The following is an 18861-nucleotide window of genomic DNA, read 5'->3' as shown; positions in this document are numbered from 1 at the left end:
TGCAGAGTGTCGAATTAATGGACAGAGATATTTTCTCGAAAAAAAAGACGCATAGTTATCGTATGCGCCCTTTATCATCGATGAAGCATCAATCAGAAGTTGTATTTAACCCCTAACATCATTGATGTATCACTGTAGCCTTTATTACCGACCTGCTGGCCAACATTGCCCCACAGATTAACATTCTTATTAATCTGCCCTTCCACACCCAGCTTCAGCTCACCAATATTGGCAGCTCCCGCTTGCTTCACCGTCATGCCATCCATGGTGGTGCCAAAATCTTTAGTGTTATGGATCCAGTTAGCTTCGACGAACGGCTGGAACACGCGATCCTTGCCCTTATCCTGATCCGCATAACCGTTCATAAAGGCTCTCACCCCAAGGCGAGTCTGAATATTGCCGTTACCTTCACCGGATACATTCGTCCCATTGGCTTCTTTATGGTCATCAGCTTTCACCCCCATCCAAGTCACTTGGGCTTTAGGCTGAATAAAGTAGCTCGCGTTTTTCGCAGCATTTTCGCCCATTTTAAAGGTATAGCCGCTTTCAACCGAAGCCGTCACACCCTTGGATTTGTACTCTTCAGCCGCTAAACCCTGACCATTGACAGTGTTATTAAACCAGCTGTATTGCGCCCAACTGTCCACATACAAACCCGTTTTATCCGCGCTATTGGCATACCAGGTGCCATATATACCGGTGCTGTAACCATCTACAGAGGCTCGGGCGCTATAACCTGATAAACGCGATTCGGTGGTACTTTTACTATTGCCATAACCGGCCATTACCCCCAAATGGAAACGATCCAACCCGTCATTGCTCCACTGCGCAATATCGCCCCCCAGTTGCATCACATAGCGGTTACTTTGGGTGCGCAGTTGGTTCTGACTATCACGCGAGCGGTTATGCCCGCCTTCGCTACGTAGCCACATGCTGGTGACTTTCAGCTCACCCGTCAGTGCATCAAGATATTGGGTTTCACCTAGTCGGTCATGTAAACGAGTAGCAAACATGTTATTGGCCGCCGCCAAGTTGGCACTGTAACTGCTGGCTTCCGGGCGCTCAGTCATCACTGGCGAAGGTTCCCCCGGAGTCCCCGGCCCCTCTGTCGGCATGGCATTGTTCAAATACCAGTTAGCTTCATTGCTACCAATACCGCGCTCTAAAAAGTAATCATAGGCACCCGCAACGATGCGCCCATTTTGAATAAATTCACCATCAGAAGCGCCTGCCACCGTGATTAGCTCAATCCCGTTCAATGTATGGGCGCCACTCCCCCCAGCGTTAGTTACCGTCACCAGAGTCGTGCCGGAGGTATCCCCCTCAACCACCAGTTTATTGGTCGCCGAGGTGTCATCACTCAGTAAAGTATTAAAATTCAGCAGGCCATTATTACCGGTATAATCACCGACAAGAGTTAAAATCGTACCTGGGGCACTACCAAAATTTAGGCGACCGGAGTGATTCAAACTCCCCATCGTTTGGCTATAGTCACGCAAGTCCAAAGTACCACCGCTCTCAGTGATATAATTCGCATTACGACTGAAAGCCCCTGTGGTTCCGGCTGCCAATGTGCCGCCATAGATTGTCGTCGAACCAGAATAGTCACTAATACCATCCATCAGAGTGATACCGTTATACACATCAATATTGCCTGTTCCGCTGATGGCCGGGGCGAAAGTATAAGTACCTGACATATCTGTATGGTTGAAAACAATCCGGCCATCACCGGCACCAAAGGTAATGGATGCAGCATCTAGCGTGCCTGCAGCAGTCGCGGTAGAGCCGGCTGCGGCCCCAATATTTAATGTACCGATACTGCCAGCCAACCGAGCAATATTTACAGCTGAGCTTGAGACCACGCCCTCATTTTCGATATTCAGCACACCCGTGCCTTTATTAGCAATATTGAGGAGGCCGGTATTATTCCATTGAGATCCCGTCCCTGAGACCGTTACGTTTCCATTTCCTGCATTCGCACCGATATAACCAGTTCCATTATTTGAAACAACACCACCGGCCAAGATGTTCAGTATGCCGGTACCACTGGTACCAACAGCGAATAATTCCTTACTCTTCAAGACGGAACCTGCCCCTGATACCGTCGCTGTACCGATAGAACCTGCATAACTACCAATTTGAACTTGCCGACTGTCCCCCTCACCACCATCGGTAATATTGAGAGATCCAATACCGTATAGGCCAGCAACTATATATCCGGTGCTAACATCCAATTTGGAGCCAACTCCAGAGACTATAGCGCTACCATGGACGCCAACTTCATTACCAATATAAACACCATCCATATCGTTAATGAAAGCTTCTTCAGGACCGCTGGATAAAACCCCGCCATCGGTAATATTTAGCACTCCTGAGCCTTCATGACCGATAAATATCTGGCTGCCATTTTGTCTCCAGGATGAACCTGCCCCTGATATATTAACTTCTCCAGAGCCATTGACCTGACCAATATAGGCATACCCACTATTCGTTACGCTGCCGCCATTGAAAATATTTAATGTTCCTGTACCAATACCGCCAATATCAAGGTTGCCAATAATATCCCAAGGTGAAGGTTGTGTGTCGGGTACAGTGACTATGTCACCGCCATCAATGGTCGCTGCGCGAGCCGGTGATACTGCGATGAGCAGCGTATTAAGAAAAATAGCCATTATCAATTTGCTATTTTTTAGTGCAGCATACTTTTGTATATCAGATGATGACTGCAAGACTTTTCTTGGAAAAGTCAAAGTGGTATATCCGCAGGTTTTAGTCATATCAAATTTCCTGGTGTAGTAATATTACTTAAAAATCATAATGTTAATAAATCAATCTATTCATATTATTTTTATATTCAGACTACGTTTAGATGCATTTAATATGCATTTTACTGCTACGTATATAGGATTGGATGCAACATTGAACAGGAATATTCTTACTACCAAACCATGGCTTCTGAGAGCTCAAGTGGGCCAGTTTGGCTTTATTTGATAAGATGCATGTCAGATAAGAGGAACGAGCATAAATACAATTATTAAGGCATTGTTTTAAAAAAAATTTATTTCGTGGAACATGTCATAATTTAAGAGGCTAATTCAGGCAATGCCAGACAACCGCATACAACCCACTTTTTACATTCACGATTATGAAACTTTCGGTCAACGCCCGGCACTGGACAGACCGGCACAGTTCGCTGGGGTACGTACCGATTTGGATTTCAATATCATCGAAGAGCCACTGGTGATTTACTGTAAACCCGCCGATGACTACCTGCCGCAACCTGAAGCGGTGATGATTACAGGGATTACCCCGCAACATGCCTTAGCCAATGGGGTCAATGAAGCTGAGTTCGCCCGCCAAATTCACCAGGCATTCAATGTGCCCGGCACCTGCATTCTCGGGTACAACAATATTCGTTTCGATGATGAAGTCAGCCGCAATATTTTCTATCGCAATTTTTATGACCCTTATGCCTATAGTTGGCAAGGAGGGAACTCCCGCTGGGATTTGCTGGATGTGATGCGCGCCTGCTATGCCTTGCGTCCGGAAGGTATTGTCTGGCCGGAAAATGAAGATGGCCTGCCGAGCTTCAAATTGGAGCATTTAACCAAAGCCAATGGTGTCGAACATTTACACGCCCATGATGCGATGTCTGATGTGCACGCTACCATCGCCATGGCAAAGTTGGTTAAACAGGCACAACCTCGGCTGTTTGATTACCTATATCAACACCGTAGTAAGCATAAAATAAATGCATTGATTGATATCGTAAATATGACGCCACTGGTTCATGTTTCCGGCATGTTTGGTGCAGCGCGCGGCAATACCAGTTGGGTTGCACCGCTGGCATGGCATCCCGACAATAAAAATGCAGTGATTATGTGTGACCTGGCGGGGGACATGTCGCCGTTACTTTCACTGGATAGCGATACCCTGCGCGAGCGTCTCTATACCCGCCGCGATAAGCTCAATGCTGGAGATGCCGCAGTACCATTGAAACTGGTGCATATCAATAAATGCCCGGTACTGGCACCCGCCAAAACTCTGCTGGCAGAGAATGCCGAGCGATTGGGTATTGATCGCCAGCGCTGCCTGGAAAATCTACAACTGCTGCGACAAAACCCGCAAATCCGCGAAAAAGTCGTGGCACTGTTTGCGCAGGCTGAGGCTTTTGCGGTTTCTGATGATGTGGATGCCCAGCTGTATAACGGTTTTTTCAGCGATGCTGACCGCGCTACCATGAAAATTATTCTGCAAACTGAGCCGCAAAATCTGCCTGCTCTGGATCTGACATTCCAAGACTCGCGGCTGGAGCCATTATTCTTCCGTTTCCGCGCCCGCAATTACCCAAATACTTTGACCGACAGTGAGCAACAACGCTGGTTAGAGCATCGCCGTGCGGCACTTAGCCCAGAGAGAGTGCAAGACTACGTGCTACAACTGGAGCAATTCTACAACCAATATGAAGACGATAAAGAGAAGCTGGCACTGCTGAAAGCCCTATTTGAGTATGCCAGAAGTTTGGTCAGCTGATATTGATGTACTAACACCAGCCAATGAACATCAGACAATAAAAAACGGAGCCAGTTGGCTCCGTTTTTCGTCAGCAATAACAGGTTATTACTGTGCCAGTTCGCCATTAAATTGTGGCAATGCCTGACGGAAAGCGCGGGTTTTCCAGATCATATACAACAGGCCAATAGCCCCCCACACCAAGCCCAGCGTCATTGAGCTGCTTTCCAGATTCATCCACAGCACACCGACCGTCCCTGCGCCAATCATTGGCAGAATCAGGTAGCTGAAATGATCCTTGAACGTGCGGTTGCGGCGCTCACGGATGTAGAACTGTGAAATCACCGACAGGTTAACGAAAGTAAAGGCCACCAGCGCGCCGAAGTTAATCAATGCTGTTGCCGTTACCAAGTCAAAGGAAATAGCGGACAGTGCCACGGCCCCCACCAACAGTACGTTGATGGCTGGCGTACGCCATTTAGGATGCACGTAACCAAATACTTTCTCCGGGAATACTCCGTCGCGACCCATCACATACAGCAGACGCGAAACGCCCGCATGTGCTGCCATACCTGATGCCAATACCGTGACACAAGAGAAGCACAGAATCACCGACTGGAAGAATTTACCAGCCACAAACAACATGATTTCCGGCTGTGACGCATCAGGATCACTGAAACGCGAAATGTCCGGGAAATAGAGTTGTAAGAAGTAAGACACCACAATAAAGATGATGCCGCCAATTAACGCCGTCAGGAAAATCGCTTTCGGGATCACTTTACCGGCATTCGGAGTTTCTTCAGACAGCGAACTGATGCCGTCGAAGCCAAGGAATGAGAAGCACAGTATCGTAGCCCCGGTTATCATCGGCACCAAATGGGCATTTTCAGAGTAGAACGGACGTGGGCTAACCAATGTGCCCGCACCTTCCCCCTGATAAACACCATGAATCAACAGCCCCATGAAGACCACCATGATAGCCACCTGAACCACCACAATGATCGAGTTCAAGTTTGCCACCACGTTGATGCCACGCAGGTTAAACAGCGTCATCAGGGTGACCAGTGCGCCAACAAAAATCCACGATGGCACACCAGGGAAAATCGCTTCGAGATAAATTTTTGCCAACAGAATGTTAATCATCGGCATGAACAAGTAGTCCAGCAGTGATGACCAACCCACCATAAAGCCAACATTCGGGCTAATGGATTTCTGGGCGTAGGTATAGGCCGATCCCGCAGACGGGAAGCGCTTAACCAATTTGCCATAGCTGATGGCGGTGAACAGCACCGCAATCAACGCAATGGCGTAAGAAGTCGCGACATGACCATCAGTCAGGCCGGATACAATGCCAAAAGTATCGAAAATGGTCATCGGCTGTAAATAAGCCAGCCCCATCATCACCACTTGTACCAATGTCAGTGTTTTTCTAAGTTGAACACGGTTATTTGCACCCGTTTGATTGGTGCCGACTGCAACAGTAGCATTATGCGTCATGATTCAGCCTCCCCATACCTTTAACCCAATTTGCAAGTGTCGCTCGCAGGTCAGAGGTGACGGGGAAACTTCGTATCTGCCTGGGATACGTAAGTGGGGAAACGAGAGCGGTGTAACGGGTATTTGTCATACCTGTTGCTCCATAATCGCTGCATGTGCAGCGCATACCGGTGGGCACCGGTGCCAGTGTGAATAATTGCCCCATCTTTCTTTCCTCATAACGGCGATTTTCGTATGTGAATAATCGCTCGCGGACCTGTTTATCTATCCGGATCGTTGTCCGGCCTCTTGATTTAGTGAAAACACGAATGCAAAAAAATAACCGACGCGTTTAAACGTCGGTTATTGCATGTGCGTATTTTGCCCTAACTTGAGAGCAAAAAACAAGATGTTAAACCGCCTGAAACGATAATATTATTTTAGCTGCCCCGAAACGGCTACTCCCCCGCTGTATCAGCGCTGAGCGGCAATTTCCACCCGTTCAATTGCTGCCCACATTTTGTCTGAATTCAACTCGACAGGCAGGTAATGGATTGATTCTCCCGGTTTCAGAATTCGGCCAATTACGCGCTCAATAGCATCACGGTCATTAATATCCACATCCAGTGCAGCCAGATGCGTCGGCAATCCTAATTTATTGAACGCAGCAATCAGTGACTGTAATGCATCATCTTGCTCCAAAAGTGCGGTCTGAACCAAAATCCCGTAAGCCACTTTGGTTCCATGTAGGAAATGTTCGGTTTGTGGCAGTAGTGTTAGCCCATTGTGTACGGCATGAGCCGCGGCGACTCGGGTATAACGCTCGCCCAGCCCGCCAACCATGCCGCCACCGGCAATAATGGCATCCACTACATCAAGAAAATCTTGCGTCAGTTCACACAGCTTAACCGCCTGCAAGGCCGCTTCACTCTGTTTTAGCAGGACATTGCGAATATCCAGCGCGGCTTGCAATCCCAAACGAACCGTCAGTGATAACTTCTCTGGTTGTGGGCTCAATACGACTGCCTCGTACCATTTTGCCAATGTATCGCCGATACCCGCTAGCAGATACTCCACCGGCGCTTGTAAAATGATACGCGGTTCAACCAGTACCAAATGATTGGCATCTTTGAAAATTTCAAAATTCAGCGCTTGTCCGGCATCGTTATACCAGACCGAGAGTGGTGTCCAGGCTGCGCAAGTGGCCGCAATAGTTGGAATTGCCACCAGCGGCAATCCCAGTTTTCGCGCCACAACTTTCGCCGTATCCAATACCGCGCCACCGCCAATACCAATCACAACCTGGCGGTCACTCCCCGCCTTTTGCACCAAATCAGCGACGGTAGACTCACTGCAATGGGTCGAAAATGAAGCGCGCACGGCATATGGGCTATAGAAGACCGCAGGCAAATAATCACTGGCGGCCGCCAATGCACGCTCACCGTAGATCCACAGTGCATTATCCAGTGCCGTCTGAGGATAAAATTCACTCAATTTATCGATAGCTCCTGGAAAAGAGAAATAGTTTGCAGGCCCGACCTGCACTCGGATTGCGTTGCTGCTCATGCCACTGTTCCTTTTAAATCATTATTTTTTGCACGTTGCGATGCCATCACTGTTTTTCCATCTTAAGGGCATACTCATCATTGTTTAATAATTTTTTGATATACCTTAACTATTTTAGTTTGTTGCGAATAATAGAAACTGTGTTAAAAAAGAGAGCTACCGCAGCATTATTGACTGCCTGGTTTGTTAAATACTTTATAGGGCAGTTGCAGAAATTTATGTCCAGCACCTCTTCCTCCCGCCTTGAGATGCGGAGTATCTCTATCTCGTTCTCTGGATTTCATGCCCTGCAACAAGTTGATTTTACGCTAGAAGGCGGCTCTACCCATGCACTAATAGGGGCTAATGGCGCAGGCAAATCAACCTTGATGGCCATTCTCTCCGGTGCCCATAGCCACTATCGCGGTGAGATCTTTATTGATGGTCAGCAGATCGATATTCACTCCCCTCGGCAGGCAAAACAGCACGGCATTCATGTGGTTCAACAAGAGGTTGATGTCGCGCTGATCCCCACTCTGTCTGTCGCAGAAAATATTATGCTGGATACATTGGCTGAGCAGGGACATCTGCTTAACTGGCCACAACTTTACCGTCAGGCTGAAGCTTTACTTGAGCAACTTGATCTCAAATTGAATGTGCGCCAGCGACTGGAAGCTTGCACATTAGCCGAGAAACAACAGGTGCTGCTGGCTCGCGCCCTTTCCCATCAATGCCGCTTTCTAATTTTAGACGAACCCACTGCGCCACTGGACCAAGAAGAGAGTGCACGGCTGTTTCGCGTGGTGCGCCGCTTGCAATCTGAAGGGATGGCGATTGTTTTTATTTCACACCGTATCCATGAGTTGCGTGAAATTTGCGACCAATTAACGGTGTTACGTGATGGCAAGCGCGTCAGTCATGATGCCATGGGTAACCTGACTGGCGAACAGATTGTCGAGAAGATGCTCGGTCACACCTTGGATGATATTTTCCCACCACGGCGGGTGGCATTCAGTGATAAAACTCTGTTGTCCATCAGTGGGTTACATGACCAATTTAAGTTGCGCGATATCTCCCTGAGATTACATGAAGGGGAAATTTTAGGGATTGCCGGGCTGGCCGGCGCAGGCAAAACTGAATTGTGCAAAGCTTTGTTTGGTGCCACTCCTAGCCGTGTTGATCACGGCGAATTGCAAGGCAAGCCCTGGAAACCGCGCTCGCCGGAAAGATCCGTCGCCCAAGGGCTGGCTCTAGTGCCAGAAGAGCGTCGCAAGGAAGGCATTTTTATCCACGAAGGTATCCCAATGAACCTGAGTGTGGCGGCTGACGACAGCTTTTCGCGCTGGAGTATTTTCAGCCGCCGCCAAGAGTTGAGTTGGGCTAAAGAACTGATTCAGCGCCTTGGGGTGCGCACCTCATCGCCACAACAGAAACTGGCGCGTTTATCGGGTGGTAATCAACAGAAAGTGGCCATCGGCAAGTGGCTACGCGGCAATGCTCAAGTGTTGATTTTTGATGAGCCAACCAAAGGGGTGGATATCAAAGCCAAACAGGATCTGTTCGCGCTGATTGACGGATTGGCACAGCAAGGAAAAGGCATTATTTATGCGTCCGGTGAATTCTCAGAATTGGTCGGCTTATGTGATCGTATCTGTGTGTTGTGGGATGGGCGCATTGTCGCTGAGCTGAATGCCGCAGATATCGACGAAGAAACATTATTACTATTTTCAACCGGAGGAACCCCTCAGTGAGTAAAGAAATACCCCTGCCGGACGCGCAGCCGTGGCGTCACCAATTGTTTGATTTTCTCTACAAATGGGGGATGTTACTCACCGTTGTGGCGCTAATCGCGTTATTTGGCTTAGCCTCGGATAACTTTCTCGACCCGAACAATATCATCAATATTTTACGCTCTATAGCCATCGTCACGGTGATTGCTATCGGGGTGTCAATCTCACTGTCGATTGGTGGATTTGACCTATCGGTTGGTTCGACCGCTTCGTTAGCCAATGCCATCGTGGTGTCGCTGTTTGTCTGGTATGGCTTTGGCACCACTGGCGCTATTATTCTGACGCTACTGATTTGTACGCTGGTGGGGCTGTTTAACGCATTTTTGATTGTGGTACTGAAGATCCCCGATATGCTGGCAACCCTGGCCAGTCTGTTTGTGATTCAGGGCGTGGCGATGACCTACAGCTACGGTGGCTCTATTACGCAGAATATGTTGCTACCGAGTGGCGACATGGCGGAAGGCGTCATTCCTGAGATGTTTTCAGCATTGGGGCAAGTGCCGGTTATCGTGCTTATCATGTTAGCCGTGACGATTGTGGTGCAGTTGTATTTGTCGCTAACTAAACATGGCCGACGGATGTATGCCATTGGCGGCAACCCGGAAGCAGCCCGCCTGGCGGGGATTCGCACAGTGCGCTATCGCGTGCTGGCCTATGTGTTGTCGTCACTTTTGGCATCACTGGGGGGAATTCTGCTGGCATCTCGCATTGGCTCATCACAAGTCAATGCCGGTGGCGGTTACCTGATGGATGCCGTGGCAGCCGCTTATATTGGTTTTTCACTGGCCGGCTCTGGTAAACCTAATGCTGTCGGCACCTTAATTGGTGCCGTGATTCTGGGTGTGTTGCAAAATGGGCTGGTTATGCTGTCAGTGCCTTACTACGCCATGGACATCATCAAAGGACTGGTACTGGCGATGGCCCTGGCACTGACCTATATTCATCAAAAACGCTGATATTTAGGTGAGTATTGAGAAAAAGGGCAAGCTGACCGCTTCCCTTTAATCCCGCTAGTTTAACGGCATTCTTTCAGGGTCCGGATAAGCATATTCGAACCCCAACTCACTGCAAATCTTACTGCCATCAATCTCACGAATTGGCTCTTCAATATCTTCTGGGGCAAATTCGGGCGGCGTTAATTGCAAGGCCCGCGCACAGGCTGGGTAAAAGTCACGTTTGCGCGGGTGCTTAGGCGCACAAAGATTATAAATATGACCGCCTTTAGGTAAATTAAGCAGTAACTCGATAGCGGATATCACATCTTCCTGATGCACCAGATTCACACCCTGCGAACCACCTTTCACATTGGTTTTCCCGGCCAGGAAACGCCCCGGATGGCGATCTGCCCCCACCAGCCCAGCCAGACGTAAAATATCCACGGAGGTATGAGGCAGTTGGTGCAGCCAGAGTTCAAGTTCTTCCAGTGTTTTTCCTGCTGTGGTGACCGGTTGCAGCGGTGAACTCTCTTTGATGCGACCACGGGTTTCGCCATACACCGAGGTTGAACTGGTGAAAATAATACGCGGCACCCCAAAAGCCAGTGCGCTATCAACCACCATTTGTACCGCTTGGAAATACTGCGCCCCACCTTCAGTAGTGCGGCTAGCAGGTAAAGTGATGATCAGGACATCTGCCGTCATCAATTGTGCCAAATCATCCGGTTCACAAATCAGTTCGGGAGTCAGTTGCAATTGATAGCAATCAATCCCGCTCATTCTGACAGCTTCAACCCCATCTGGCGTCGTTTTACTCCCGACCACCTGAATACCACGGCGGATCAGTGATTGCGCTAAAGGCAGGCCTAACCAACCCAATCCGATAATAGCAATTTTTTTCATTTTAATGGCTCTCCACCGGTTAATACCGACAACTCCCATACTAATAACCTACACTCAGTAATGTAAGCTAATAATTACTCAATATTATGGATATATTTTCATTCATCGGTGTAATAGGCATATGTAACAATTTCCTGCTTAAGCTGACAGTAAATAAAGAGGTATTCGCTAAGAATAAAACCGTTACCGGTAGATAGCGCATACCACACCGAAGCGAAATAAAAACATCCAGTGAAAAAAAGGTTGCGCCCTACCCGCTTAATGGTTTACGTTGATTGACATAAATTATGGCACGTCCTGAATATGGCTATTTTGGCTATATCAGAAAGCCTAAACAGAGAAGCTATTATGAATCGCGTTCAATTTAATCACCATCATCACCATCATCCTGACTAGTCTTGCAGGCCGATGTGTGCTGGAAGACGGTTAACGAATCTTCCAGGTGGCGGTAGAACGCAATAGAGAAAGCCCTCGGAAGATTATCTTCCGAGGGCTTTTTTGTTGCTCACGATTTTATAAAATTAAATCAAAAATTAATAAGTTAAGAGGATTACCATGCTAGATAAAACACGTTTACGCATTGCGATGCAGAAATCAGGCCGCCTGAGTGATGATTGCCACGAACTGTTATCGCGCTGCGGGATTAAGATCAATTTGCAACAACAGCGCCTAATCGCTTTTGCTGAAAATATGCCAATCGATATCCTACGTGTGCGTGATGACGATATCCCTGGGCTGGTGATGGATGGCGTGGTTGACTTGGGCATTATTGGCGAAAACGTGCTGGAAGAAGAGTTACTGAGCCGCCGTGCTCAGGGTGAAGACCCACGTTACTTCACCTTGCGCCGCCTGGATTTCGGTGGTTGCCGCCTGTCACTCGCCGCCTCACTGGATACCGAGTATACCGGCCCGCAGTGCCTGCAAAATAAGCGCATCGCGACCTCTTACCCACACATTTTAAAGCAATATCTTGATAAACAAGGCGTTACTTTTAAATCTTGCTTACTGAATGGTTCCGTTGAAGTGGCACCACGTGCCGGTCTGGCCGATGTTATCTGCGATTTGGTGTCAACCGGTGCCACGTTAGAGGCCAACGGCCTGCGCGAAGTTGAAGTCATCTACCGCTCCAAAGCTTGCCTGATTCAGCGTGATGGCGAAATGCCAGCGGATAAACAGCAACTCATTGACCGCTTGATGACTCGGATTCAGGGCGTCATTCAAGCCCGTGAATCCAAGTACATTATGATGCACGCGCCAAGCGAGCGTCTGGATGAGATCATTACCCTGCTGCCAGGTGCTGAACGCCCGACTATTCTGCCATTGGCGGGTGACAAGAGCCGCGTAGCCATGCACATGGTCAGTAGCGAAACGTTATTCTGGGAAACCATGGAAAAACTGAAGGCGCTGGGTGCCAGCTCCATTCTGGTATTACCGATTGAAAAAATGATGGAGTAACCGATGCAGCCGACGAATTTCAATACCCTAATCGACTGGCAGCAATGTAGCAAAGAGCAGCAAAAAGCGCTGCTGAGCCGCCCGGCAATTAATGCCTCAGACAGGATTACCACGACAGTTAGCGAAATCCTTGACCGGGTGAAAGCTGAGGGCGACAGTGCTTTACGTGATTTCAGTCAACGCTTTGATACTGTGCAAGTTAATGATATCCGCATCAGCAGCGATGAGATAGCTGCTGCCGCTGGGCGTCTGAATGACGACATCAAGCAAGCGATGGCGCAAGCAGTACGCAATATTGAAATCTTCCACAATGCGCAGAAAATGCCGGTGGTGGATGTTGAAACTCAGCCAGGCGTGCGCTGCCAACAGATAACTCGCCCCATTGCCTCCGTCGGCTTATACATTCCCGGTGGCTCGGCACCATTGCTGTCTACGGTGCTCATGCTCGGTACCCCCGCGCGCATTGCCGGCTGTCAGCGAGTCATTTTATGTTCTCCACCACCGATTGCCGATGAAATTCTATATGCCGCACAATTATGTGGCATTCAAGAAGTATTCCAAATTGGTGGGGCACAAGCCATCGCTGCAATGGCCTTTGGCAGTGAGTCAGTGCCAAAAGTGAATAAAATCTTTGGGCCGGGCAATGCTTATGTCACCGAAGCAAAACGCCAGGTCAGCCAACGGCTAGACGGCGCAGCGATTGATATGCCAGCAGGCCCGTCAGAAGTATTGGTTATCGCCGATAGCGGTGCCACACCCGCTTTTATTGCCTCTGATTTGCTGTCTCAGGCCGAGCACGGCCCAGATTCGCAAGTCGTGTTGCTGACCCCAGATGCGGCGATTGCTCAAGCCGTTGCCGTTGCCGTTGAAGAGCAGCTCAAGCAGTTATCGCGTGCTGATATCGCTCGCCAGGCACTGGAAAGTAGCCGTTTGATCATCACCAAAGATTTACAACAATGCATTGATATCAGCAATGAGTACGGCCCAGAGCACTTGATTCTGCAAATACGTCAGCCGCAAGATATTATCGATCAAATCGATAATGCCGGTTCCGTCTTTATGGGTGACTGGTCGCCAGAGTCAGCCGGTGACTATGCCTCCGGGACCAATCATGTGCTACCAACCTATGGTTATACCTCAACCTATTCCAGCCTGGGATTGGCTGACTTTGTTAAACGGATGACGGTGCAGCAGCTAACCCCGCAGGGGCTGTTAGGTTTGGCATCAACCATTGAAACACTGGCGCAGGCTGAACAACTGACCGCCCATAAAAACGCCGTTACCCTACGTGTCGCTGCCCTGACAGCCACCAATAAGGAGCAAGCATGAGTAAGTCTACCAATGTCACTGATTTGGCCCGCGCCAACGTCCGTGCACTGACCCCTTATATGTCTGCTCGCCGATTGGGGGGCAATGGTGATGTGTGGCTCAATGCGAATGAATATCCGCTGGCGAGCGAATACCAACTCACTGCGCAAACTTTTAATCGCTATCCTGAGTGCCAACCCAAGCTGGTCATTGAGCGCTATGCCGCTTACGCCGGTCTAGAGACGGAGCAAGTTCTGGTTAGCCGTGGTGCCGACGAAGGTATCGAACTGTTGATTCGTGCTTTCTGCGAACCGGGTAAGGATGCCATCCTGTTCTGCCCACCCACTTATGGTATGTATGCCGTGAGTGCCGAAACCTTTGGTGTAGAACGACGTACGGTGCAAGCCAAAGCGGATTGGCAATTAGATTTACCCGCTATTAAAGAGAGTTTGGATCGGGTGAAACTGATTTACGTTTGCAGCCCAAACAACCCAACAGGTAATTTAATTAACCCCGCTGATTTACGTGAAATATTGGAACTGGCACAAGGCCGCGCTATCGTGGCTATCGATGAAGCCTATATTGAGTTCTGCCCGCAAGCCTCCGTCAGCAGTTGGTTAAAAGATTATCCGAATTTAGTCATTTTGCGCACCCTATCGAAAGCCTTTGCATTAGCAGGTTTGCGTTGTGGCTTTACACTCGCCAACAGCGATATCATCCAACTGCTGCTTAAAGTGATTGCGCCCTACCCATTGTCAACACCGGTTGCTGATATTGCGGCACAAGCACTCAGTCCGCAGGGCCTTGAGCAAATGCGCCAACGGGTAAACGAAGTCCGAGCCAATCGTGAATGGCTACAAAATGCGCTGCAAGACTGCGCCTGTGTTGAACAGGTATTTACTAGCGAGAGCAACTATTTACTGGCCCGCTTCACCGCTTCCAGCAGTGTGTTCAAGACCCTGTGGGATCAAGGCATTATTTTGCGTGACCAAAACAAGCAGCCAAGTTTATCCAACTGTTTGCGCATTACTATCGGTACCCGGCAAGAGTGTGAGCGAGTCATTGCGGCGCTGACTCCCCTGCCCGGTGTTGATAGCCCCAATAGCACAAATAAAACCGAGAAGATCCATACCTCCAGCATCCGTAAGGAAACGATATGAGCCAGAAATTTCTTTTTATTGACCGAGACGGCACCTTAATTGCTGAACCACCGCAAGACTATCAAGTTGACCGGTTGGATAAACTGGCGCTGGAGCCAGAGGTCATCCCAGCATTACTGGCACTGCAAAAAGCAGATTATCGTTTGGTGATGATCACTAATCAGGATGGTTTGGGGACCAACAGTTTCCCTCAAGAAACCTTTGATCCGCCGCACAACCTGATGATGCAGATTTTTAGCTCTCAGGGGATCAATTTTGAGCAGGTTTTAATTTGCCCGCACTTGCCAGCAGATAACTGTGCTTGTCGGAAGCCAAAAACCGCATTAGTTGAAAGTTATTTAGCTGACGGTGTGATGAACAGCGCCAATAGCTATGTAATTGGTGACCGTGAGACTGACCTGCAACTGGCTCAAAACATGGGCATCAATGGGTTACGTTATCAACGTGATGGCTTGAATTGGTCACAAATCGCTAAGCAACTGACGCAGCGCGATCGCCATGCTCACGTTAACCGTGTCACCAAAGAAACAGCGATTGACGTTGATGTCTGGCTGGACAGAGAAGGCGGCAGCAAGATCAAAACCGGTGTCGGTTTCTTCGACCATATGCTGGATCAAATTGCCACTCACGGCGGTTTCCGTATGGATATTCAGGTCAGTGGCGATCTTTATATTGATGATCATCACACCGTGGAAGATACCGCACTGGCACTAGGCGAAGCCATTAATAACGCACTGGGTGACAAACGCGGTATTGGCCGCTTTGGTTTTGTGCTGCCAATGGATGAATGCCTGGCTCGTTGTGCGCTGGATATTTCCGGCCGACCGCACTTGGAATATAAAGCAGAGTTTAACTACCAGCGTGTCGGTGACCTTAGCACCGAGATGGTCGAACACTTCTTCCGCTCCCTCTCTTATGCTATGGCTTGTACCTTGCACCTGAAAACCAAAGGCCGCAACGACCACCACCGGGTAGAAAGTCTATTTAAAGTATTTGGCCGCACCTTGCGCCAGGCGATCCGCGTTGAGGGTAACACCCTGCCAAGCTCCAAAGGAGTGCTGTGATGGAAGTGGTGATTCTGGATACCGGTTGTGCCAACCTCTCCTCCGTCACCTATGCGGTGCAGCGTTTAGGTTATGCACCGGTTATTAGCCGTGACCCGGAAATTGTGCTGCGCGCCGATAAACTATTCCTGCCCGGTGTAGGCACAGCTCACGCTGCAATGGATCAATTAAAGCAACGCGAGCTTATCGAGTTAATTAAAAGCTGCACTCAGCCGGTACTGGGTATCTGCCTTGGCATGCAGTTGCTGGCAACCAGTAGCGAAGAAAGTGGCGGTATCGAGACACTCGGCATTATTGATACACCGGTAAAACAGATGACGGACTTCGGTTTACCGCTACCGCATATGGGTTGGAACCAGATTACCGCGCAGGCGGGAAATCATCTGTTCCGTGGTATCCCAGACGGAACTTATTTCTACTTTGTGCACGGATATGCAATGCCAATATGCCCAAATACCATCGCCCAAACCAATTACGGCGAGCCGTTTACCGCCGCAGTCGAAAAAGACAACTTCTTTGGCGTGCAGTTTCATCCGGAACGCTCCGGAGCGGCTGGAGCCCAACTGCTGAAAAACTTTCTGGAGATGTAAGCACCATGATTATTCCCGCTTTGGATTTGATCGAAGGCAAGGTGGTGCGTTTGCATCAAGGCGATTACGGCCAGCAGCGCGACTATGGCAACCACCCGTTGCCGCGCTTACAGGATTACCAACAGCAAGGCGCTCAAGTATTGCATTTGGTTGATTTGACCGGAGCTAAAGATCCCGCAGCTCGTCAGATCCCGCTATTGCGCGAGTTACTGGCAGGTGTTGATGTACCAGTACAAGTCGGCGGTGGTATCCGTAACGAACAAGATGTTATCGCCTTATTGGAAGCTGGCGCGACACGCGTTGTGGTCGGTTCAACCGCTGTTAAGCAACCCGAAATGGTGCAGCGGTGGTTTGAGCGCTATGGTGCTGAAGCCATTGTGTTAGCTCTGGATGTCCGTATTAATGATGCCGGTCGCAAGCAAGTGGCTATCAGTGGCTGGCAGGAAAACTCCGATGCCACATTAGAGCAAATTGTTGAACAATTTCTACCTTTCGGCCTGAAACATGTGTTGTGCACGGATATTTCCCGTGATGGCACCTTGAGTGGCTCAAATGTCGAGCTGTATCAGGAAGTGTGCCAGCGCTATCCGCAAGTGGCATTTCAGGCCTCCGGCGGTATTGGTTGTCTGGATGATATCGCCCGCTTACGTGGTAGTGGTGTGCAAGGTGTGATTGTGGGCCGCGCGCTGCTGGACGGAAAATTTAACGTGAAGGAGGCGATCGCATGCTGGCAAAACGTATAATTCCTTGTCTGGATGTGAAAGATGGCCAAGTGGTTAAAGGTGTCCAATTCCGTAATCATGAAATCATTGGAGATATCGTGCCGCTGGCGCAGCGTTATGCACAAGAAGGCGCAGATGAGCTGGTATTTTATGATATCACTGCCTCCTCCGATGGCCGAGTGGTCGATAAGAGCTGGGTAGCACGTGTCGCGGAAGTGATTGATATTCCCTTCTGCGTTGCCGGTGGGATTAAGAGTGTTGAAGATGCCGGTCAGATTCTGACCTTTGGTGCCGATAAGATCTCCATTAACTCCCCTGCCCTTGCCGACCCAACGTTAATTACCCGGCTGGCCGACCGCTATGGCGTACAATGCATTGTTGTCGGCATTGATACTTGGTATGACGCTGAAACTAATAGTTATCAGGTTTATCAGTTTACCGGTGATGAAAAGCGCACCAAAGCCACTACCTGGCAGACCGAAGATTGGGTCAAAGAAGTCCAATTACGTGGGGCCGGTGAGATTGTGCTGAATATGATGAATCAGGATGGCGTACGTAACGGTTATGATTTGCGCCAGTTGAGACAGATGCGTGCCATCTGCCATGTACCGCTGATCGCCTCTGGCGGTGCCGGAACACCTGAGCACTTTCTTGAAGCATTCCGTGATACCGATGTAGATGGTGCACTGGCAGCCTCGGTGTTTCATAAGCAAATCATTAATATCGGCGAATTGAAAAAGTATTTGTCTGAACAAGGCGTGGAGATAAGAGTGTGTTAAGCGAACAACAAATTAACCAACTAGATTGGGAAAAAGTCGACAGTCTGATGCCAGCTATCGTTCAGCATGCCGTATCCGGTGAAGTTCTGATGATGGGGTATATGAATCGGGAAGCGCTGGCAGTAACAGAAGAAACCGGCAAAGTGACCTTTTTCTCGCGCACTAAACAGCGCCTGTGGACTAAGGGCGAAAGCTCTGGTCATTTCCTCAATGTGGTGAATATCTACCCTGATTGCGACAATGACACGCTGTTGATTTTGGTTAACCCTATCGGCCCGACCTGTCATTTGGGTAATAACAGTTGCTTCGCGCCAGCGGCCAGCGACTGGAGTTTCCTATATCAATTAGAGCAGTTGTTAGCATCACGTAAATCAGCAGACCCGGCCAGCTCTTACACCGCCAAACTCTATGCCAGTGGTACTAAACGTATCGCGCAAAAAGTGGGGGAAGAAGGGGTAGAAACCGCCCTTGCTGCGACTGTCAATGATCGCGCAGAGTTAACCAACGAATCCGCAGATTTGATATACCATCTGTTGGTGTTATTACAAGATCAGGATTTGGATCTGAGTAAAGTGATTGGCCGCCTACGAGAGCGCCACGAGAAGTAATTTTCTGGTGCACT

At 49.2% G+C, this 18861-nt stretch carries 16 protein-coding genes and 1 other annotated feature; of the genes, 12 read left to right on the top strand and 4 right to left on the bottom strand.

What is annotated here, in order from left to right; genetic code table 11:
• Positions 1 to 92 precede the first annotated feature (92 nt).
• Positions 93 to 2672, bottom strand: a complete 2580-nt coding sequence (locus tag DJ58_RS01750) for an autotransporter outer membrane beta-barrel domain-containing protein (RefSeq protein WP_004711117.1) — start codon at positions 2670 to 2672, stop codon at positions 93 to 95.
• Between the two features lie 430 nt (positions 2673 to 3102).
• Here DJ58_RS01750 and sbcB point away from each other — a divergent pair, with 430 nt between their 5' ends.
• Positions 3103 to 4533: an exodeoxyribonuclease I gene (sbcB, locus tag DJ58_RS01755; RefSeq protein WP_004711114.1), complete on the top strand. Its 1431-nt coding sequence runs from the start codon at positions 3103 to 3105 to the stop codon at positions 4531 to 4533.
• 87 nt (positions 4534 to 4620) lie between these two features.
• Here the strand turns inward: sbcB and DJ58_RS01760 are convergent, their stop codons facing one another.
• On the bottom strand, positions 4621 to 6009 hold the full coding sequence (locus tag DJ58_RS01760) for an APC family permease (RefSeq protein WP_032913282.1): 1389 nt from the start codon (positions 6007 to 6009) through the stop codon (positions 4621 to 4623).
• A gap of 453 nt (positions 6010 to 6462) precedes the next feature.
• Positions 6463 to 7554: an oxidoreductase gene (locus DJ58_RS01770; protein WP_032911592.1), complete on the bottom strand. Its 1092-nt coding sequence runs from the start codon at positions 7552 to 7554 to the stop codon at positions 6463 to 6465.
• A 218-nt stretch (positions 7555 to 7772) separates the two neighbouring features.
• On the opposite strand from DJ58_RS01770, the gene DJ58_RS01775 reads away from it, so the two are divergent.
• Both DJ58_RS01775 and DJ58_RS01780 read left to right on the top strand, forming a co-directional pair.
• Positions 7773 to 9284, top strand: coding sequence for a sugar ABC transporter ATP-binding protein (locus tag DJ58_RS01775; RefSeq protein ID WP_032911612.1), 1512 nt, complete (start codon positions 7773 to 7775; stop codon positions 9282 to 9284).
• A complete protein-coding gene (locus DJ58_RS01780; protein ID WP_032911591.1) occupies positions 9281 to 10279 on the top strand; it encodes an ABC transporter permease in 999 nt (332 codons plus the stop codon). Before DJ58_RS01775 ends, DJ58_RS01780 begins: the two co-directional genes overlap by 4 nt.
• 54 nt (positions 10280 to 10333) lie before the next feature.
• Here DJ58_RS01780 and DJ58_RS01785 read toward each other — a convergent pair whose 3' ends face one another.
• Positions 10334 to 11161: an SDR family oxidoreductase gene (locus DJ58_RS01785; protein ID WP_032911589.1), complete on the bottom strand. Its 828-nt coding sequence runs from the start codon at positions 11159 to 11161 to the stop codon at positions 10334 to 10336.
• A gap of 348 nt (positions 11162 to 11509) precedes the next feature.
• Here DJ58_RS01785 and hisL point away from each other — a divergent pair, with 348 nt between their 5' ends.
• From hisL to hisIE, 9 genes are all read left to right on the top strand, one after another.
• Positions 11510 to 11557, top strand: a complete 48-nt coding sequence (hisL, locus tag DJ58_RS23555; protein ID WP_002231208.1) for a his operon leader peptide — start codon at positions 11510 to 11512, stop codon at positions 11555 to 11557.
• Positions 11533 to 11663, top strand: a sequence feature (His leader region). It overlaps the preceding gene by 25 nt.
• Before the next feature lie 53 nt (positions 11664 to 11716).
• Positions 11717 to 12616, top strand: coding sequence for an ATP phosphoribosyltransferase (hisG, locus tag DJ58_RS01790; RefSeq protein WP_004388789.1), 900 nt, complete (start codon positions 11717 to 11719; stop codon positions 12614 to 12616).
• 3 nt (positions 12617 to 12619) lie between these two features.
• On the top strand, positions 12620 to 13945 hold the full coding sequence (hisD, locus tag DJ58_RS01795; protein ID WP_004711102.1) for a histidinol dehydrogenase: 1326 nt from the start codon (positions 12620 to 12622) through the stop codon (positions 13943 to 13945).
• Entirely contained in the window at positions 13942 to 15084 is a 1143-nt protein-coding gene (gene hisC, locus DJ58_RS01800; protein WP_032911588.1) for a histidinol-phosphate transaminase, read from the top strand. Before hisD ends, hisC begins: the two co-directional genes overlap by 4 nt.
• Positions 15081 to 16148: a bifunctional histidinol-phosphatase/imidazoleglycerol-phosphate dehydratase HisB gene (hisB, locus tag DJ58_RS01805; RefSeq protein WP_032911587.1), complete on the top strand. Its 1068-nt coding sequence runs from the start codon at positions 15081 to 15083 to the stop codon at positions 16146 to 16148. Before hisC ends, hisB begins: the two co-directional genes overlap by 4 nt.
• On the top strand, positions 16148 to 16738 hold the full coding sequence (hisH, locus tag DJ58_RS01810) for an imidazole glycerol phosphate synthase subunit HisH (RefSeq protein ID WP_032911586.1): 591 nt from the start codon (positions 16148 to 16150) through the stop codon (positions 16736 to 16738). Before hisB ends, hisH begins: the two co-directional genes overlap by 1 nt.
• Before the next feature lie 5 nt (positions 16739 to 16743).
• On the top strand, positions 16744 to 17481 hold the full coding sequence (gene hisA, locus DJ58_RS01815) for a 1-(5-phosphoribosyl)-5-[(5-phosphoribosylamino)methylideneamino]imidazole-4-carboxamide isomerase (RefSeq protein ID WP_004711095.1): 738 nt from the start codon (positions 16744 to 16746) through the stop codon (positions 17479 to 17481).
• Positions 17463 to 18239 carry an imidazole glycerol phosphate synthase subunit HisF gene (gene hisF, locus DJ58_RS01820; protein WP_032911585.1) on the top strand — a complete coding sequence of 259 codons (777 nt, stop codon included), beginning with the start codon at positions 17463 to 17465 and terminating at the stop codon, positions 18237 to 18239. The genes hisA and hisF overlap by 19 nt, the downstream gene beginning before the upstream one ends.
• Positions 18233 to 18847: a bifunctional phosphoribosyl-AMP cyclohydrolase/phosphoribosyl-ATP diphosphatase HisIE gene (gene hisIE, locus DJ58_RS01825; RefSeq protein ID WP_032911584.1), complete on the top strand. Its 615-nt coding sequence runs from the start codon at positions 18233 to 18235 to the stop codon at positions 18845 to 18847. The genes hisF and hisIE overlap by 7 nt, the downstream gene beginning before the upstream one ends.
• The last annotated feature ends 14 nt before the right edge of the window (positions 18848 to 18861 follow it).

It is taken from the genome of Yersinia frederiksenii ATCC 33641 (genome assembly GCF_000754805.1).
Taxonomy (GTDB): Bacteria; Pseudomonadota; Gammaproteobacteria; order Enterobacterales; family Enterobacteriaceae; genus Yersinia; species Yersinia frederiksenii.
Note: the sequence above shows the minus strand (reverse complement) of the source record. Positions and strands in the feature narration are given on the sequence as shown.